Source organism: Pseudoalteromonas porphyrae (assembly GCF_001298125.1).
GTDB classification, from domain to species: domain Bacteria; phylum Pseudomonadota; class Gammaproteobacteria; order Enterobacterales; family Alteromonadaceae; genus Pseudoalteromonas; species Pseudoalteromonas neustonica.
Map to the genome: position 1 here is coordinate 68,727 of NZ_LHPH01000017.1, position 18,768 is coordinate 87,494.

Annotated in this window: 10 protein-coding genes and 2 pseudogenes; 4 read left to right on the forward strand and 8 right to left on the reverse strand. The window is 41.2% G+C overall.

From position 1 onward, the window contains the following. Positions 1-105: 105 nt before the first annotated feature. The 7 genes from ADS77_RS14540 to ADS77_RS14570 form a co-directional block, all read right to left on the reverse strand. Positions 106-2,118: a TonB-dependent receptor gene (locus ADS77_RS14540; RefSeq protein ID WP_152960627.1), complete on the reverse strand. Its 2,013-nt coding sequence runs from the start codon at positions 2,116-2,118 to the stop codon at positions 106-108. 413 nt (positions 2,119-2,531) lie between these two features. Further along, positions 2,532-3,863 carry a sensor histidine kinase gene (locus tag ADS77_RS14545; RefSeq protein ID WP_054205775.1) on the reverse strand — a complete coding sequence of 444 codons (1,332 nt, stop codon included), beginning with the start codon at positions 3,861-3,863 and terminating at the stop codon, positions 2,532-2,534. Further along, a complete protein-coding gene (locus ADS77_RS14550) occupies positions 3,863-5,191 on the reverse strand; it encodes a sigma-54-dependent transcriptional regulator (protein WP_054205776.1) in 1,329 nt (442 codons plus the stop codon). Before ADS77_RS14550 ends, ADS77_RS14545 begins: the two co-directional genes overlap by 1 nt. Before the next feature lie 96 nt (positions 5,192-5,287). Then, positions 5,288-6,493 (reverse strand): ABC transporter permease, encoded by a 1,206-nt coding sequence (locus tag ADS77_RS14555; protein WP_054205777.1) that lies wholly within the window; start codon positions 6,491-6,493, stop codon positions 5,288-5,290. A 13-nt stretch (positions 6,494-6,506) separates the two neighbouring features. Next, positions 6,507-7,820, reverse strand: a complete 1,314-nt coding sequence (locus tag ADS77_RS14560; protein WP_054455065.1) for an ABC transporter permease — start codon at positions 7,818-7,820, stop codon at positions 6,507-6,509. 3 nt (positions 7,821-7,823) lie between these two features. Beyond that, on the reverse strand, positions 7,824-8,534 hold the full coding sequence (locus tag ADS77_RS14565) for an ABC transporter ATP-binding protein (RefSeq protein ID WP_054205779.1): 711 nt from the start codon (positions 8,532-8,534) through the stop codon (positions 7,824-7,826). Between the two features lie 57 nt (positions 8,535-8,591). Then, positions 8,592-9,845 carry an efflux RND transporter periplasmic adaptor subunit gene (locus tag ADS77_RS14570; protein WP_054205780.1) on the reverse strand — a complete coding sequence of 418 codons (1,254 nt, stop codon included), beginning with the start codon at positions 9,843-9,845 and terminating at the stop codon, positions 8,592-8,594. A gap of 847 nt (positions 9,846-10,692) precedes the next feature. Between ADS77_RS14570 and gltB the strand changes: the two genes are divergently transcribed. From gltB to ADS77_RS21730, 4 genes and pseudogenes are all read left to right on the forward strand, one after another. Beyond that, complete coding sequence (gene gltB / locus ADS77_RS14575; protein WP_054455067.1) at positions 10,693-15,150, forward strand: glutamate synthase large subunit; 4,458 nt, start codon at positions 10,693-10,695, stop codon at positions 15,148-15,150. Positions 15,151-15,159: 9 nt separating this feature from the next. Then, positions 15,160-16,575 (forward strand): FAD-dependent oxidoreductase, encoded by a 1,416-nt coding sequence (locus ADS77_RS14580; RefSeq protein WP_054205782.1) that lies wholly within the window; start codon positions 15,160-15,162, stop codon positions 16,573-16,575. A gap of 146 nt (positions 16,576-16,721) precedes the next feature. Further along, positions 16,722-17,093: pseudogene (locus tag ADS77_RS14585) on the forward strand (transposase); the annotation flags it as partial. A 7-nt stretch (positions 17,094-17,100) separates the two neighbouring features. After that, a pseudogene (locus tag ADS77_RS21730) lies at positions 17,101-17,420 on the forward strand (group II intron maturase-specific domain-containing protein); the annotation flags it as partial. A 90-nt stretch (positions 17,421-17,510) separates the two neighbouring features. Here the strand turns inward: ADS77_RS21730 and ADS77_RS14595 are convergent. Further along, the gene (locus tag ADS77_RS14595) at positions 17,511-18,533 is read right to left on the reverse strand and encodes a serine hydrolase domain-containing protein (protein ID WP_054455073.1); all 1,023 of its coding nucleotides are present in this window, start codon (positions 18,531-18,533) and stop codon (positions 17,511-17,513) included. Positions 18,534-18,768: the final 235 nt, after the last annotated feature.

The window sequence follows — 18,768 nt, forward strand, 5'->3', positions numbered from 1 at the left end:
AGCCAATTGGTATCACTGTGCCAACTCGTTCAATAGCCTCAACGCGCCAGAAGTAGCGAGCGGTGTCGACAACTAATCTAAAACCATTGAGTATTAATTCAGGCTTTAAAAAGTGGTCGCATAATTCAAACTTACGACCCGTTCATGGCGCTTATCACGCAGTTCTGACTGACTCAAAACCCCAGAACGATTAGGGCTATAAAAGTGCCTATACTGCATTGATTGAGCACGGTTCAACTGAGATACTGTAAAAGTAATTACACTTGAGCCAAACCCTTTATATTCTATAAAAGCATCAAAATCTTCTTGTTCTTTTAGTTCAACGTATTCAGACACATAATAGTTTTTTCGTGTATTTTTCCCTATGTAGTTTACCCCCCAAGAAAAGTCATGCGCTATGATGTCTTGGCGGATCTGCGCTTTTAATGTTGGCCGCTGCTGTTGATTAATCGCTCTATCCGTTAATGTTATCGGATCTGAATAGGAGCTTTTTTGTGTTGTAAACTCAATATCCATTACGCCATTGGGGAGCACAAAATCTAAACCTAAAGAAACATCGAGATTGATCCCCATAACTCGGGCATTACCTCCATTGGCGATCCCTTCGGCTCCTGAAGGTAAAATTTGATACTCTAAACCGTCTTGATGCCATTGTCCGAATAGCGTCATTTTAATTACATTTTTGTCACTCAATTGGTAGTTAGAATCCACACTTAAGCGGTAGTAACTATCTGGTTTTAATGCGGGGTTACCCGCTTGCTGCCTATTTGCTTCAGCATTACTTTGCGCAGCAAATAATTTAAACGACAGTTGATTTACCACTCGGTTAAACTGTACTTGCCCCTGCCATTGAGGTGTAAGTTGATGGGAATAGGCTAAACTTGGTTTAATAAACAGGTAATCATCTTGATTACTGGCATCTCCCTTTACTTCAATACTTGAATGCTCTAAGGCTATTCCTGCGTTAAAGCCTGTTGTGCTGTCTAACTGCCAGGCATGATTATAAAAAACTTCAGCCCTTTGCTCTTTTATTTCTACATTGGCGGCAGGTAATTGCACAACTTGCTGCACATTATTTTGTGTTTTAAGGTAGCGTGTGTTGTTGTTGGCATAGTTATAGGTCAGTTCAACGCCTAGCTCTTGACTGCTTTTTGTGTGTTTTTTCTGTGCTGTGCCACGATAAATAGATTCCCATTTATTACGTTGAAAGTCATAATTTTCATAACGGGGCATTGTGTCGATAAATGCTTCTGTTTGCCTGTCGACAGTCCAATGGGTGAAATTAACAATTCCAAGGTGTTTAAGCCGCCAATTAGCAACAGGGAGCGACCAATTAAATCCAGCTTCAGCTGTGTGATACACACTGTCGCGGTCATTATGCAGTACCTCGATACTGTTTAATGTTGTTGTGGTACGCTGTAACTGAGGTCGATACTGACTTTTACCAACCCTAAATGTAAACTGTTGCTGTTCATCTTGCTGTTGTCTAGATGCGTCACCAGAGATAAAAATTTCATTTAAACTTTCTTTTTTAACTTCGGTCGCATTATTTAAGTGACGACCTGCCTGTGAGGTTAGCTCATACTCTGATTGACTAGGAATATCTTTAAACTTTATATCCCCTTTAAAGTTACTCTGCCACTGCCCTAATTGCGTGACATAACTGATTTGCGCTTCGGGGAAGAGTACATCCTGTCCTGCTTTTGATAATGTAATGCTATATTGTCCTGCTTGTAATTGCGGTACTCTAACAATATTTGCAACCATTGCTTTACCTGACGCATCACCCACACCAGATGCTGAACGGTTAATTTCAATATAGGCAACTTGCTGCGCTGGGATCCGTAGTAATGCTTCTTTTAAGCCACCGGATTTTGCAGATAATCTTGCGCCGTCAATGAGAATGTTCCCTGCGCCGCCTGAAAAACCCCTGACACTTTTACCTAGATCAACTTTAAAACCAGGGAGCCTATTAACCATATCAAAGGCTGTTTGTACCGAATAAACCGTAAAGAAAGAAGGATCATACCGCTCTCTTTTTTCTGCATAAGTTAATGAAGAAAAGCAACATGTTATACTTAAAAAAAGTGGCGCAACAACGCGTAACTTGGAAAGCAATTTTATTATCCTTAACATTTTTTATAAAAAGCGATTGAAGTTGATACTATATAACATATCAACTTCATATGGGAATGCGTTGCAATCACCTATTTATAAGTTAAATAGTTAATAATTAAACAAAAGGGGCGCGTATTGCCTTTTGCTTGTAAACATTTTTAAGGTGAGATAGAAGTAAAACGAGTTTACCGCAGTGGCGGTTGGCGAGTCTTAGTTACGACGTCTGTGGCAATATGATGAAAGGCGATAGTTTAGCTTGCGACATCTATACCCAAATCACCCTATAGTTTATAGGTTTAAAAAGTGTTTAATTTCAACGACGATCACCTCTTGGCTCGTTTGAGCATATAACGCGAAGGACAACCCCCGCAACGGGTAAAAGGCGCTAACACGCATGGCGATCCCCTACAGTTTCATTGTTTTTGTGTTTTGGATTGGTGAGGCAATACAACATGTACGCTTAATCCTCCTTGTTTATGATTATGCAAACTAATATGACCACGATGGGCTTCTGCAATTTCACGACATAACGCCAGGCCTAAACCGCTACCGCTTGTTTTAGTTGAATAAAATGGAATAAGTGCATTCGCCATTACTTGCTCACTCATGCCTTTGCCATTATCGCTGACAGCAATTAAAGTTGCGTGTTGATCATGGCTAATGTTTACATTGATATGCTGTGGATCAGCGCCTGACTCATGCGCATTTTTTAGTAAATTAATAAGTAACTGCTCTACTTGTGTTTGATCTGCATGGGTTGTGTATTGTGACGGTGTAATTTGATAGTGAAATTGCCATTGAGTTTGCAGTGAAGTAAGTAGTGTCGGCCATTCAATAGGGCTGCGTTGAGGTTGCGGTAACTTGGCAAATTTACCATAACCTTGTACAAATGCAGTTAAATGCGCGATCCGCTCATCTATGGTTGCAAAAACTCGGCTTAAGCGGGGCTCATCTACTTTATTTGCGAGCAGTTGGGCACTGTGTAACATTGATGACATTGGACCTAATGAATTATTTAGTTCATGGCTAATAATACGGATCACTTTTTTCCAGACCGCAACTTCTTGTCGGCTAAGCTCTCGTGTGAGTTGTTTAAAAATATACAAGTGATGGCGCTGATTGTTCAGTAAAAATTCACCTGTTGCTAAGTGCCATGTTTGCGCTTCTTGGGCGTCTTTTTCGATACTAAATAAACCATCAAAACCTTGCGCTAATGCTGTGGCTAATTGTTTTGGCGCTAACTTAAGTAGTTCAGTTAATTTCATACCTTCAAGTGCGTTTGCACAATTAAAAAGTGCGCGACTACTTAGGTTGCTAAACACAACAGTATCATTATCGTTTATAAGTAATAGAGCTTGCGGGGAGCTTTGCAGGACTTTATCAAGCATAAGTTCGCGTTGATAAACCCATTGTTTTTCTTGTCGTAGTTGTTTAGCTGTTTGGTTATACAATTGGCACAACTGGCCAAGCTCATCGCGCTGGTTATAAGCGAGTAAACTTGAAAGTTCACCATCTTTAAAATTGAGTAAACCAGTTTCGAGCGATTGCATGCCTTTTACAAGGTTACAACTCAATTGCCTTATCAGCAGTATTGCTAAAATAGCACTGCCTACAGCACTACTAATAAGCCAAGGCAAACTTAATTTACATAGCCATCCAATGAGTAAAACGGGCAGTGCGCTTGATAAAGCACAATATAGGCTAATCTTATGTGCCAACGGTAATGAATTAAGAGGGAACGCCATTAATAGTCAATATCCATTTTTTGCAAACGACGATACAGCGCTTGGCGGCTTAAGCCAAATTGACGTGCCACTTTGGCTATGACACCTTGATGTTCGCGCATGGCTGATTCAATATCTGCTTTACTTGGCTCTATACTAGGTGTGGTTATGTTTGAATTTGTTTGCGTTAAAGCAAAGTCGCTAATATCTAATAATCCAGTTGGTTTGAGTACCGCAACACGTTTGCAGGCATTTTCAAGTTCTCGTACGTTACCAGGCCAAGTGTGCTTTATTAATGCTTGCTCTGCTTGTAAGGTGAGTTCACGCTCTGGCAAAAAGTGATTAAGCAAAGGCATTATATCGTCTTGTCGTTGCGATAACGCCGGTAACGCTAACTCAATCACATTCAGCCGATAATACAAATCTTCACGAAAGCGACCGGCTTGAATCGCATTCGGTAAATTTTCATTGGTGGCTGAAATAACACGCACATCAACTTTTCGTGTTTGTGTGGAGCCTAAACGTTCAAATTCACCAGTTTGTAATACCCTAAGTAGCTTCATTTGCCCTGAAAGCGGTAAATTACCTATTTCGTCTAAAAATAAGGTGCCGCCATCAGCAGCTTCAAAGCGACCAATACGTTGTTTTGTGATCCCCGTAAATGCACCTGATTCAGCTCCAAACAATTCAGCTTCTATTAGCTCGGTTGGCAGGGCACCGGCGTTGACTTTAATGAACGGTTTAGCTGCTAAGGGAGAATTGAGCTGAATAATGGCTGCGATGCATTCTTTACCACTGCCATTAGGGCCGCTGATCAGTACGGATACATCAGACTTTGCAACTTGCAGCGCCATAGTTACGGTACTTTCCATTGCGGTACTTGCAAACACTAAGCCCGCAAGATTTGCGTTTTCTAGTGGTGCTTGTCGCTCTTGCTGGTGGCGAGTGAAGGTGGCATTAACTTGTTTAGTTTTCCCAAGTTCAATTAAATTACTAATGCAGGTAAGAAGCTTGCTGTCATCCCAGGGTTTTGGTAAATAATCCGCCGCACCTGCTTTAACTAACTCAATAGCGGTTGCAAGTTCAGTCCATGCGGTAATTAAAATAATAGGTAAGTGCGGATTTTGTGCTCTTAGTTGATAAAAGAGATCTTTACCTTCTTCACCTGAGGTTGTGTCGGCGGAGAAGTTCATATCTTGAATAACTAAGTCTATGCGTTGATAGTTAACAACTTGCAGCGCTGCAAAAGGGGTATCGGCGGTGACGACTTGGTAGTCATGAATTTCTAATAATAATGACAACGCATCTAAAATTGCAGGGTTGTCATCTACAATGAGTATTTTTTCCATATTATTGTTTTTAATCGCTGTTATTATCCGAATTCAGGGGTAGTTTTATTTGAGTGCTACACTATTTTACAGTGTAGCACAGCTTATTGATTACTATTAAATAGTGCGAGTTGCTATGCTTGGTGAAATATTTGCCGCTCGTTTGGCGGGACCAAATACGGCTAATAAGCTCATACAAAACACTCCCATGGCAGTAATGATGATATAGCTAGGCGGTAGCGCTGCAATAGAGAAATACTGCATTAATATTTGCCCGAGCAATAGCGCTACTATAACCCCAAGCACTAAGCCCACGCAGCAAATCATCGCATTCTCAACTAAAAAGTAGTTAATTATTGCAGACTTTCTAGCCCCAAGCGCACGACGAGTACCAATTTGCTTGGTGCGTTTACTGATGTTAAATAAGGTTAAGCCAAAAATCCCCAGTGCAGTTACCAACACTAAAATAGTGATCAGCACAATCAACATTCGCATCATGAGTTTATCTTGGGCAACATATTCTGCCTTGCTTTCATCAAGCCCTCGGATACGTGAAATAACGCGTTTATTGTAATTATTGAGCATCGCTTCTTCAATTTGCTTAATAACGGACGCACGTTGTCCCGGCTCAGTTCGTACTACAAAATTTGCTGAACTAGTGGCATTAATAAAAGGAATGAATGCTAGGTTATCTGGGCGGCTGTCTTTTAGCCATGGTCCCATCATTTTTTCAACTACACCCACAATTTTTAAGGGAATATCACCAAAATAAACCGTTTTACCAAGCCCGTTTTCACCAGGAAATAGCTCCGTTAGTAAGGCTTGAGACACAATTGTTACATTCGCTTGTTTTTCAAAGTTGTCAGTAACGACGACTTCCTCTTCGGTAAAATTTCTACCTGCTATTAGTTTTACGCCATAAGTGTTAACACCGTGCTCATCAATAAAAAAGTACCCTGTTCTGACTGATAGGCTTTCTTGTGGCGCGGGTTTTAGGCTAAAGTCAGACGCACTACCACTACCAGTTAATGGGGCACTGCTACTCATTGCTGCACCTACCACACCAGGTAATTGCCTGATCATGGCTTCATCTAATTCAAACTGTTGCGTAACATTTACGTCTTTACCAAACGTCATAACATTAAATAAGAAAATATCTTGCTCAGGGTAACCTGTTTCCTGGCTCAAAAAGCTTATTTTATCTTGAATAATAAAAGCGGCATTACTGACAATCGCAGTTGTAATTGCTATTTGGATCAGTAGTAACATAGCGCCCACTTTGGAGCGACACAGTGCATGAAATATAGGTTTGATCTCTAACATAGTGATAGCTCCTTTATTGGCTTTTTAAGTAAATAGCAGGATTAGTGCGACACACCAGCCAAGCAGGGTAAAGCCCAGCAAGAATACAGGTGGTGATAGCAATAAGTGGTGCGCTTATAAGCATCGTTAAATCCATTGTTGCTAATGATGAGTAATAATCATAACTTTGACGTACGCCTAATAAACCTATTTGTGCGAGCACGATACCAAGCAGCCCACCAAAACAGCCCAGCATTGCAACTTCGACTAAGTGTTGTAAAAATATTTGGCGTTTGCTGGCTCCAAGTGCACGGCGAACACCCACTTCAGGCGCGCGACGCAAAAATTTAGCTAATAAGAGTCCGAGTATATTTGCTAAGCACACCGCTAAAAACATAAAGCTTAGTGCCACTAAAATTTTATTGTCTTCACTTACAACATCGTTGTAGGCCATCCATTGTTTTACGTCACGCAATGTGTATTGAAGCTCTTTTCGATTAAAACGACCATTTTTTTGTTGGTCTTGCATATAGGCAAGTAAGTAGTCTTGGTATTTATTTTTTACTTTTTCATCGGGCAATTGCACCCAAAACTGAATCCAAAACCTCTCTGATTGCAGTTTATCTTTAAAGGTATGCGTAACCTCATGTTTCCAGCCGTTAGTATTACCCCAATTATTGAACTCATTCGCTTCAAGCAAGCTAAAAGGCATAAATAGCTCTTCAGTATCGTTAAAAGCACCGTTATTTAAATCATAGTATTTGGTTGTTAATTGCCAGTCAGCGATTACCCCAATAACTTCGTAACTTAGATCGTCAAGATAGATCATTTTTCCGACGGAGTTTTCACCTGCAAATAACTTATCATTGATTTTTTCACTCAGTACAACCACAGGCGCAGCAGTTTGCTCTTGCTGTTGTGTCCACACTCCACCATAGATGAATGGTACATTGAACATGTCAAAGAAATCAGGCGTTGTTAAACGAGCACCGCCAATAAATGGCTTTAATGTATCTGAATTAAGGTGCACCGAAAATCCTGAACGTACCATAGCCACTTTGTTTGTTTCTACAGGGGCATTTAGTAGGTTTACCGCATCCTGATAGGTAAGCTGTAAAGGCATGTTGTCGTATTTCCACCAGGTACGGCCTTCATCCATGGTTTGTAATTGCACGTTGTATAATTGACTGCTTTTTTCAGGAATAGGATCGGCCGACATCATGTGGTAAACACTTAAGCTGGTCATGGTGATACCAATACCGATTGCAATTGCCAGTACCATTAAAAAGCTGACTAATGGCGTGCGCTTAAAGCTACGCCAACTTAAATCAAGATAATGTAATAGCATAAGTTACACTCCAGCCACATTTTTAAGATTTTGCGCACCTTGGTACAAGGTAAAGTCGGCAAGTTGACCATCAACTACTTGAATATTACGCGGTGCTCTGCGAGCAAGTTCAGGGTCGTGAGTCACCATAATAATGGTGGCGCCATCGCGATTAATTTGTTCAAGTAACTCCATAACTTGACGTGCCATAAGGCTATCGAGGTTACCAGTTGGTTCATCGGCCAATAAAAAGCGAGGTTCACCTGCAAGTGCGCGGGCAATCGCTACGCGCTGCTGCTGACCACCCGATAATTGTTGTGGTAAATGTTTTGCCCGTGAGGCCAAACCGACTTGTTCTAAACATTGCTCAATACGGCGTTTTCGCTCGTTGGCTTTAATACCACGATAACGTAGCGGTACTTCAATATTTTCATAGAGATTCAAATCAGGGATAAGATTGAATCCTTGAAAGATAAAACCAATTTTTTGATTGCGTAAGTCAGCGCGTTGGTTGTCATTAAGCTTGCCTACATTAATATCATCTAAAAAATATTCACCGTCGCTAAAGGGTTCTAACATACCGGCAATATTTAAAAAGGTGGTTTTACCTGAACCGCTTGGGCCTGTAACGGCAATAAACTCGCCTTCATTAACGTTTAAGTTAAAATCTCTTAGTGCGTGGGTTTGTACCATTTCAGTTTGGTACATCTTACTAATATTGTTCATTTTTAACATGGTTGGGATCCTGTTTATATCACTTAATTTGGTTGTTATCGTTTAGGTTGTTAGTCTTTAGCGTAATAATATAGTGTCGGCTTGCTTAAATTCGCTGTAGCTGGAAATGATTAACTCATCACCTGGCGCTACACCTTGTAAAATTTCAACGGCGTTAATGCTGGTGGCACCAATGCTGATAGGAATTCTGGTAGCAGTATCTCCGGTTACTTTGTAAGCCACAGTGCCACCTTGTTGCATAAATGCACCGCGTTTAATCATCAACACATCGTCACGGTTATCTAATATAATACGTGCCGTGAGGCGTTGATTTTGACGGATGTTATCAAGTGGCTCATCAAAACGGACACGGGTGGTGACTTCGCGATTATTAACTTCAGGGGAGATCGCAGAAAGTACACCCATTACAGTTCTAGCGCCGAGCTTTAATTCAACTTGCATCCCTAAACCCAGCTCGTTGGCATAACTTTCAGGTACTTGTAGTTGAGCTTCAAAATTACTTAAATCAACTAAAGTCATCAGTGCCTGGCTTTGTATAACGGCAGATTTCTCTTGCACTAATAAATTCCCGACAATACCGGTAACCGATGCTTGAATAGATAAGTTATTAACTTTACGCGTTAAATCATCAACGACTAGCTGTTGGCGGTTAACATCACTTTGTGCTGCTTGTAGCTCAAAGGCAAGGGTGTCTTTAGCAAGTAAAGCTTCTTGTTGTGCATGTTTAAATGTTAATTTTGCACGTGCTAACTCATCAACCGCTTTTTCTAAATCAATTTGACTGATAAGGTTTTTTTCAATTGAAAGTTGGGCGCGACGATTTTCTCTATCCGCTGCATTGAGCTCAACTTGAGCCATATCGAGTGTTTTACTTAGGCTGAGTGTTTGACGACGGGCTTCTAAGTGCTTGCGTTGTTGCTCTCCATGTAAGCGTTGCAAAACAGATTGTTGTTGTTTTAATTCGTTAGTTAATTCAGGGCTTTCTAATGTGGCTATAACATCACCTAGTTGTACTTTATCACCAGCTTTAACTTTTAAATCTACAAAACCACGTTCAGGGCTGTATACCTGAGGCGCATTTGCAGCAACTATTTTGCCACTTGCGGCTACGTCTCTTATTAATGTATCAATAATCACAGTTGCTGTATTTACGCGTTTAAGTTCTACAGACACGCTTGCAGAGGTCTGTGCAATAAAAACTTGGCTACACAAAACAATAAATAACAGCAGAGTCAAAACAATGATCAACGGCTTCTTATAGTTAGTTGTAGGTTTTACGCTTACATCTTGTGCGCTGGTATCTTTGATCATTTTTATCCCTTACTTAAAATCAGCATAACTAAATTGGGTTGCTTGCTTTAAAGGCAAAGCCACGAGTGAATGGCTAGGCATGTGATTTTTCAAAAACAGTGATCATGTATGCAACTAAAATCATGGTAACTGGCGAAACTAAAAAAATGCTTAAAATAAACATGGTGCTGTCCATTAACTATCATAAGTTTATTATCCGAAAAGCATGCCAATATTTAGGTGTTTGATTTTATTGTTTATTATTTTTATTTTGTATTTTTTAACTGTCCGCGGACAGTTAAAGTGTCCGCTGCGGACATGTATGCTTTGCGTTGAGGTAAAGAGGGGCGCGGTTAAGTTCTTAAACTTGCAGGGTCAATCAGTATTAATTATGCAGTAAAGCTACATTTTATTATTTTTATGCATTAGTTAGCTGCCTTTTATATATAACAATTTGCGTCTAGATTAGAGCCAGCGCTCTACAGGTACGAGTAACGCTGCTCAAGTGTGCAAATTAAATGGCAACTATTTAGGCTAAAGCAAATATATCGGCGAATGGATTAGTGAATATTTATTCACTTTTAATGAGGTTTACGTTTACGTAAACTGTACTGTTTTTATTTTGTGATTTTACAACTTGTTAATTATGACACCAGTGTCATAAAAAAATAATGACCAAAATATCGCTAAATGTTAAAAAAAGGCATGAAATAAAAAGATTGTGTTGTGGTGAGAAATATTCAAGAATGTGAATATGTATTCAAAACACTATTGACTCAATGTACAATTGGCGATAGTTTTGACTGTCTGCTAGCAAACCGTCGAGAAGGTCATTCATAGCTAGCTGTTGTAGCAAGGGGAGGGGTCTATGTTATACGACTCAAAATTAGAAAAAGATAATTGTGGCTTTGGCTTAATAGCCCAAGTTAATGGTCAGGCAAGTCATCGCTTAATTCGTACAGCGATCACGGGTTTAGACCGTATGGAACACCGTGGTGGTATATCTGCCGACGGTAAAACAGGCGATGGCTGTGGTTTATTATTACAAAAACCAGACAGTTTCTTCCGCGCTATTGCCGCTGAAAAAAATTGGCACCTGGGTAAAAATTATGCTGTAGGTATGATTTTCCTAAATTCAGATCCAGTACTTGCGCAAGCTGCTAAAGATATATTGAGTGAAGAACTCGAAAAAGAAACCCTCAATATTCAAGGTTGGCGTGTAGTACCAACTGATGAGTCATGCTTAGGGCCTATTGCAATCAAGCAATTACCAAAGTTTGAGCAAATCTTTGTAAGTGCACCAGAAGGTTGGCGTCCTAAAGATTTAGAGCGCCGTTTGTATGTTGCGCGTCGTCGTGCTGAAAAGCGTTTAAGCGAAGACGACGGTTTTTATATTGCCAGCTTGTCAGGCTTAGTGACTATCTACAAAGGCCTAATGATGCCAGTGGATTTACCTAACTTTTATTTAGACTTGGCTGATATTCGCATGACTAGTGCGATTTGTGTTTTTCACCAACGTTTTTCAACAAATACACAGCCACGTTGGCCATTAGCACAGCCATTTCGCTATTTAGCGCACAATGGTGAAATTAATACCATTCAAGGTAACCGCCAATGGGCACGTGCACGTTCATATAAGTTCTCATCGCCACTGATCCCAGATTTACAATCAGCAGCACCGTTTGTAAACGAAACGGGTTCAGATTCATCAAGCTTAGATAACATGCTTGAGCTGTTTTTAGCGGGCGGCATGGATTTGTTCCGTGCTATGCGTATGCTTGTGCCACCGGCATGGCAAAAAAACCGTGCAATGGATGATGACTTACGGGCATTTTATGACTTTAACTCAATGCACATGGAACCATGGGATGGCCCAGCGGGTATTGTAATGTCTGATGGTCGTTTTGCTGCGTGTAACTTGGATCGTAATGGTCTGCGCCCTGCGCGTTATGTGATCACCCAAGATGGTTTTATCACACTTGCCTCTGAAGTGGGTATTTGGGATTACACCGCCGATGAAGTGGTTGAGAAAGGCCGAGTCGGTCCAGGTGAGTTACTCGTAATAGATACTCAGCAGGGGAAAATTTGGCATTCTGATGAAATTGATCAGGATTTAAAATCTCGCCATCCATACAAAGCTTGGCTTGAAGAAAACGTTAAGCGTTTAACCCCGTTTGAGCAATTATCAGAACAAGATGCAGGAAATCGTTCATTTGATGACGAAACCTTGGCCAAATATCAAAAAATGTTTGGCTACACCAATGAAGAGCTTGATAGCGTTATTCGCGTGATGGGTGAAATTGGTCAAGAAGCAACGGGTTCTATGGGGGACGACACGCCATTTGCAGTGCTCTCTGAAGGTAACCGTTCTTTATTTGATTACTTCCGCCAGAAGTTTGCACAAGTTACAAATCCACCAATTGATCCACTGCGTGAAAATCACGTAATGTCGTTGGCAACGTGCATCGGTAGTGAGCAAAACGTATTTAATGAGACCACAGGTCACGCTAAGCGATTGCAGTTTGATACACCTATTTTGATGTATGCAGACATGCAACAATTACTCAGCGCCGATCAAGCGCACTACAGTTATTGCAAAATAGACATTACCTACAACAAAGATGAAAATCTGGGCGACGCTGTAGTTCGTATTTGTGATGAAGCACAAGAAAAAGCGGCTGCTGGCTGTGTCATGTTGTTTTTAAGTGACCGTAATTTTGATGAGAATCAATTACCAATTCCTGCGGCTATGGCGGTTGGTGCGGTGCAAAAGCGTCTTGTTGATAACAATTTACGTTGTGAATCAAACATCATTATTGAAACCGGCAGTGTGCGCGACGCACATCAGTTTGCGGTATTACTTGGTTTTGGTGCAACGGCTATTTACCCATACTTAGCGTATGAATCACTGGTTGCGATGAGCGATAATAAAGTGATTAATAAAAGCTATTGTCAGGTTACTTTGGCGTATCGTAATGCGATCAACAAAGGCCTGTACAAGATCATGTCAAAAATGGGTATTAGTACCGTGGCATCGTATCGTTGTTCAATGTTATTTGAAGCAGTAGGCTTATCAGACAGTATTGTTGAGACGTGTTTCCACGGTGTAGCAAGTCGTATTAAAGGTGCCTGCTTTACTGACTTTGATGATGACCAACGCAAACTGCATACTTTAGCAATGAGCAAACGTAAATTATTAAGCCATGGGGGCTTATTAAAATATGTTCACGGTGGTGAGTACCACGCGTACAACCCTGATGTAATTCAAACGCTGCAAAAAGCAGTGCGCTCAGGTGAATACATTGATTACAGCGTGTACGCTGATTTAGTGAATAAACGCCCAATTGCTACATTACGTGACATGTTAGCGCTTAAACTGCCAGCTGAAGGCATTAATATTGATGAGGTTGAGCCTGCAACTGAGCTATATAAGCGTTTTGACTCTGCTGCAATGAGTATTGGTGCATTATCACCAGAAGCGCATGAAGCACTTGCAATTGCAATGAACCGTTTAGGCGGGTGTTCAAATTCAGGTGAAGGCGGCGAAGATAAGCTTCGTTACGGTACGGAGAAAAACTCACGTATTAAACAAGTTGCGTCAGGGCGTTTTGGTGTAACACCGCATTACTTACGCAGTGCTGACGTTATCCAAATCAAAGTAGCGCAAGGTGCAAAGCCAGGCGAGGGTGGTCAATTACCGGGTGAAAAAGTAACCCCGTATATTGCAAAGCTTCGTTACTCGGTGCCGGGTGTAACCTTGATTTCACCACCGCCGCATCACGATATTTATTCGATTGAAGATTTAGCCCAGCTGATTTTCGATTTAAAGCAAGTTAATCCAAAAGCGTTAATTTCAGTGAAACTGGTTTCAGAGCCAGGTGTTGGCACTATCGCCACCGGTGTAGCAAAAGCGTATGCCGATTTAATCACGATTTCAGGCTACGACGGCGGTACCGGTGCAAGCCCGCTTACCTCGGTTAAATATGCAGGTAGCCCATGGGAACTTGGTCTGGCTGAAACACAACAAGCGCTGGTTGAAAATGGCTTACGTCATCGTATTCGCTTACAAACAGATGGTGGTTTAAAAACCGGGTTAGATATCATCAAAGCCGCTATTTTAGGTGCTGAGAGCTTTGGTTTTGGTACGGGGCCTATGGTTGCATTAGGCTGTAAATATCTACGTATTTGCCACCTGAATAACTGCGCGACCGGTGTTGCAACGCAAGACGAAACGCTACGTCAAAAGCATTACCACGGCTTACCTGAAATGGCGATGAACTACTTTAAGTTTATTGCTCAAGAAGCGCGTGAAATTATGGCAAGCCTAGGGGTTGTTAAATTAACAGACCTCATTGGCCGTCTTGATTTGCTTGAAGCGATTGAAGGTAAAACGGCGAAACAGCAAAAAATTGACCTATCGTCAGTGATTGCACAGCCTAATAACCCAACCGGTGAAACGCTTTATTGTAGCGCACCTAATACGTCTCATTACTTAGGTAAGTTAAATGAAACGCTATTAGCAAAAGCGCAACAAGCAATTGATACCAGCAGTGGTATTTCATTAGTCAGTCGTATTTGTAACACTGACCGTTCAGTGGGCGCGATGTTATCGGGTTATATTGCTGATAAACATGGTAACCAAGGGATGGCAGCAGATCCTGTATCAATTGAATTACATGGTACAGCGGGTCAATCGTTTGGTGTTTGGAATGCCGGTGGTCTAGAAATGACGCTAGTAGGCGATGCCAACGATTACGTTGGTAAAGGCATGGCGGGCGGTAAGCTCGTTATTCGCCCACCGCTAGGGTCTTCGTTTAAAAGCCATGAAGCGACTATCGCGGGTAATACCTGTTTATATGGTGCAACAGGCGGCAAATTATTTGCAGCAGGTTGTGCAGGCGAGCGCTTTGCTGTTCGTAACTCAGGTGTGCAAGCGGTTGTTGAAGGTGTGGGTGATAATGGCTGTGAATACATGACCGGTGGCGTTGTTTGTGTACTAGGTAATGTAGGCGTTAACTTTGGTGCAGGTATGACCGGTGGTTTTGCCTATATATTGGATGAGCGTAATGATTTTGAAAAACGCATCAATCCAGAGCTTGTTGAAGTCGTGCTATTAGATGAGCTTGCGTCACATCAAGAACACTTACGAGGTCTAATTGCTGAGCATTTGGAGCTAACCGGCTCAAGCCGTGCAGAAAACATTTTAGCCAGTTTTGAAGCGTATTTACCAAAATTCAAACTTGTTAAACCGAAATCAAGTGATGTGAAAAGTTTACTCGGGCATCGCGCTCGCAGTAGTGCTGAACTTCGTGTTCAAGCACAGTAAGGGGGTAGTATGAGCGAAAATGTATATCAATTTATAGACGTGCAGCGGGTTGATCCCCGCAAGAAGCCAATTTCATCACGTAAAAAGTCATTTGTTGAAATTTACGAACCCTTTTCAGAGAAGCAAGTAAACTCTCAGGCCGATCGTTGTCTTGATTGTGGTAACCCATATTGTGAATGGAAATGCCCAGTACATAACTATATCCCACAGTGGTTAAAGTTAATTCGTACAGGTCGCATTCTTGAAGCAGCAGAGCTGTCACACCGTACAAATAGTTTACCGGAAGTGTGTGGCCGCGTATGCCCACAAGACCGCTTGTGCGAAGGCTCCTGTACGCTTGACGAAGAATTTGGCGCTGTAACGATTGGTAATATTGAAAAATATATTACCGATACCGCGTTTAAAATGGGCTGGAAGCCTGACATGTCCTACGTTGTATGGACAGATAAAAAAGTAGCTATCATCGGCGCAGGCCCTGCGGGTTTAGGTTGTGCTGATATTCTGGTTAGAAATGGTGTAAAACCCGTGGTATTTGACCGTCATCCAGAAATTGGTGGTCTGCTAACGTTCGGTATTCCATCGTTTAAACTTGAAAAAGAAGTTATGCAAAAACGTCGTGAAATTTTCACCGAAATGGGTGTTGAATTTAAACTCAATGTCGAAGTTGGTGTTGATATCACGATGGATGAAATATTGGCAGAATACGACGCAGTATTTTTGGGAGTGGGGACTTATCAAAGTATGCGAGCGGGCCTTGAAAATGAAGATGCACCAGGCGTTCATGATGCACTACCGTTTTTAATTGGCAATACAAACCGCGTAATGGGTTACGACGAATCAAATCAAGAATACCTTGATATGGCAGATCAAAAAGTCGTGGTACTTGGAGGGGGCGATACAGCGATGGATTGTCTTCGTACCTCGATTCGTCAAGGCGCAGAAAAAGTAATTTGTGCTTATCGTCGTGATGAAGAAAATATGCCAGGTTCAAGACGTGAAGTGAAAAACGCCAAAGAAGAGGGTGTTGAATTTACCTTTAACGTACAACCAACAGGTATAGTACTAAACGACAACGGCCATGTAGCAGGCGTACAAATGGTAAAAACCCAAATGGGTGAACCAGATGAAAAAGGCCGTAGCCGTGCAGAAGTAGTACCTGGCTCAGAACATGTGATTGAAGCCGACCAAGTAATAATGGCATTTGGTTTCAAACCACACAAAATGGACTGGTTAGAAAAATACGATGTAGAGATAAATCACTGGGGCGGCATTAACGCACCAGAAAAAGGTGAGTTTACGCATCAAACAACCAACCCAAAAATCTTTGCTGGTGGTGATATTGTTCGCGGCTCAGACTTAGTAGTAACCGCAATCTTTGAGGGGCGTAACGCCGCCGAAGGGATCATGGACTACTTGAAAGTGTAACGCTTTGAAAGTTTAAGAATGTAAAAAGCAAGCCAACTGGCTTGCTTTTTTTATGCATTGGATAATAGCGGGTAAGTTGTAAGGCATATGCAGAGCGTGAAGGGATTGAAAGTGTAGTAAAAACCGTCCTAATGCCCGCAACAACCATTCCAAAAAGCATTGCCACCCCCAGTTTACTGAGCCAAATAATAATGTGTAAATACCAGTTTGGCTTGCTGCTTTATCGCCAAGAAACGTTATTTTCTGATATCGGTATTGTGTTGAGCAGGCAAACCATGTCGAGCTGGATGTTACGCTGTGCTGAATTGTTGTCACCGCTCTATCAGCGCTTAAAAGAAATCTTGTTATCTCAAGCGGTTATTCATGGCGATGATAAGCCGGATAAAGGCACTAATATTGTCTTGTTTGATTATCATAATAGTCGCGCGGCCCACTGTGTAGTTGATTTTCTTGACGGTTATCAAGGCTACATGCACGTTGGCGGCTACAAAACATACGAGCAAACGAAGGCAAAGCTAGGTGTCGTTAGCCAACGCTTATCAACTAACAGTGGATTTAGATCATTGGATCCGTCGTAGGATAAGAATGTGCTACTGGCGGCAATGGCGCTCTTTATCAGGTATAGCACGCACAAAAGTACGCAGTTTAATGAAATTGGGTGTTAGCGAGCGACTCGCCATAGCCTGTGGTATCACCAGTACCAAAAGTAGGCGCTTGGAAGCGAAGGCCCTTTTAGAAGCTCAAAAACAAAAGGAATTAATATTGCGCTAGGCAATGACTACTTAGCGTCACAAGGTTTAGTGTCATTGAGAGATATTTGGATCAATATTCATTACGGGAGATGAACCGCCCATTGCACTTCCTGTTAATAAAAAGCGCATGATGGGTGGTGTGGGGGCTGGAGGTTAGAGACCTCCGGCTACCCGATTAGGCATTTACTCGATGCTTTCTTTATTAGTAACTAACAACTTCAAAATACCTGTTGATAGCGACTCTAGGCTGTAACCAGAAAAAAAACTATGCCATAGCTTTGGTACTTTGTTAGTTAGAATGACTATTGCCATATTTTTATCTCTACAACACACAACAATTGAATGCTGGCCAAAAGTGCCACCATTGTGCCATGCTATTTCACCTAATTCTTGACTTTCACCAAGTGCCCAAGCAAATCCAATACTTTCCATTTTGGCTTCGTTGAAAACAGGTGATGTTGTCTCTTGTAGCAAAGCTTTCCAATCGTTACCAAAACAACCTAAATGAGCCTTTAGGAATTGAAGCATATCATTAGTTGTTGATCGCCATACACCTGCTGGTTCCATTCCATCCCATTTAAAATCAGGTAACTCTTTACCACTAGCACTATGCCCTTTAGCTAAACGCTGAGCATTATAAGCTTTACCACTTACATGAGTATCAGCCATACCTAGTGGATCTAACAAATGTTTTTTAACAGTTTCTTCGTATGTTGTTCCTTGACATTCAGCCAAAATATTTCCAAGCAGTGCCATCCCTAAATTTGAGTATTTAAACTTACCTGTTTTAAGAGGCTTTTTAATGGCATTTAAAAAGTCATCAATTTGTGACTTATTGAAGCTAAGCACGCTTGACATAAACTTTGAATAAGAAAGATTTATTTCCTTAATCGGATCTGAAGGAAGGCCCGAAGTGTGTGTCACTAGTTGTTTGAGTGTAATATCCTTTACAATAGGTAAATTAGGACAATATTTCCCAACTCTATCGTCTATATCTACAACACCGTTCCTGGCAAGTATTGCTAATAAAGTAGCTGTAAAGGTTTTCCCTACAGAGCCAATTTCAAATACATCAACATTAATATTTTGATTAAAACCGTAAGAGGCATGAGATTGTGTACCGTCATCCCAAATAGCTACATTTAACTGCGGCCGTTTAGTTTTTTTTACAAACGCTTCGATTTTATGATCAACGTGATGATTCATACTTAATGCCTAACGAGCCTGTAGATTAACTCGTTTTAAATTTATTTTTATTGATGAATCAACCATAGCTGAGTTCCTATTTTGGTTCAATCAGTTATCGCTAGTTTACATAAAATTTAAAAAGAGAATGTGCAGTTGTTTTAATGGCTGTTTTAGAGTGGATTACAGGTGGCTAAGTGGCATATTTCGGTTTAAAAGGGTTCCCCTTTTTTAATGCATCGTGTTTTGCAGCTTT

Excerpts from the sequence above, each read along its gene's own strand:
- ADS77_RS14550 (WP_054205776.1), bottom strand. The coding sequence starts at position 5,191 with ATGGAAAAAATACTCATTGTAGATGACAACCCTGCAATTTTAGATGCG.
- ADS77_RS14560 (WP_054455065.1), bottom strand. The coding sequence starts at position 7,820 with ATGCTATTACATTATCTTGATTTAAGTTGGCGTAGCTTTAAGCGCACG.
- ADS77_RS14595 (WP_054455073.1), bottom strand. The coding sequence starts at position 18,533 with ATGAATCATCACGTTGATCATAAAATCGAAGCGTTTGTAAAAAAAACT.
- ADS77_RS14545 (WP_054205775.1), bottom strand. The coding sequence starts at position 3,863 with ATGGCGTTCCCTCTTAATTCATTACCGTTGGCACATAAGATTAGCCTA.
- ADS77_RS14565 (WP_054205779.1), bottom strand. The coding sequence starts at position 8,534 with ATGTTAAAAATGAACAATATTAGTAAGATGTACCAAACTGAAATGGTA.
- ADS77_RS14570 (WP_054205780.1), bottom strand. The coding sequence starts at position 9,845 with ATGATCAAAGATACCAGCGCACAAGATGTAAGCGTAAAACCTACAACT.
- ADS77_RS14580 (WP_054205782.1), top strand. The coding sequence starts at position 15,160 with ATGAGCGAAAATGTATATCAATTTATAGACGTGCAGCGGGTTGATCCC.
- ADS77_RS14555 (WP_054205777.1), bottom strand. The coding sequence starts at position 6,493 with ATGTTAGAGATCAAACCTATATTTCATGCACTGTGTCGCTCCAAAGTG.
- gltB (WP_054455067.1), top strand. The coding sequence starts at position 10,693 with ATGTTATACGACTCAAAATTAGAAAAAGATAATTGTGGCTTTGGCTTA.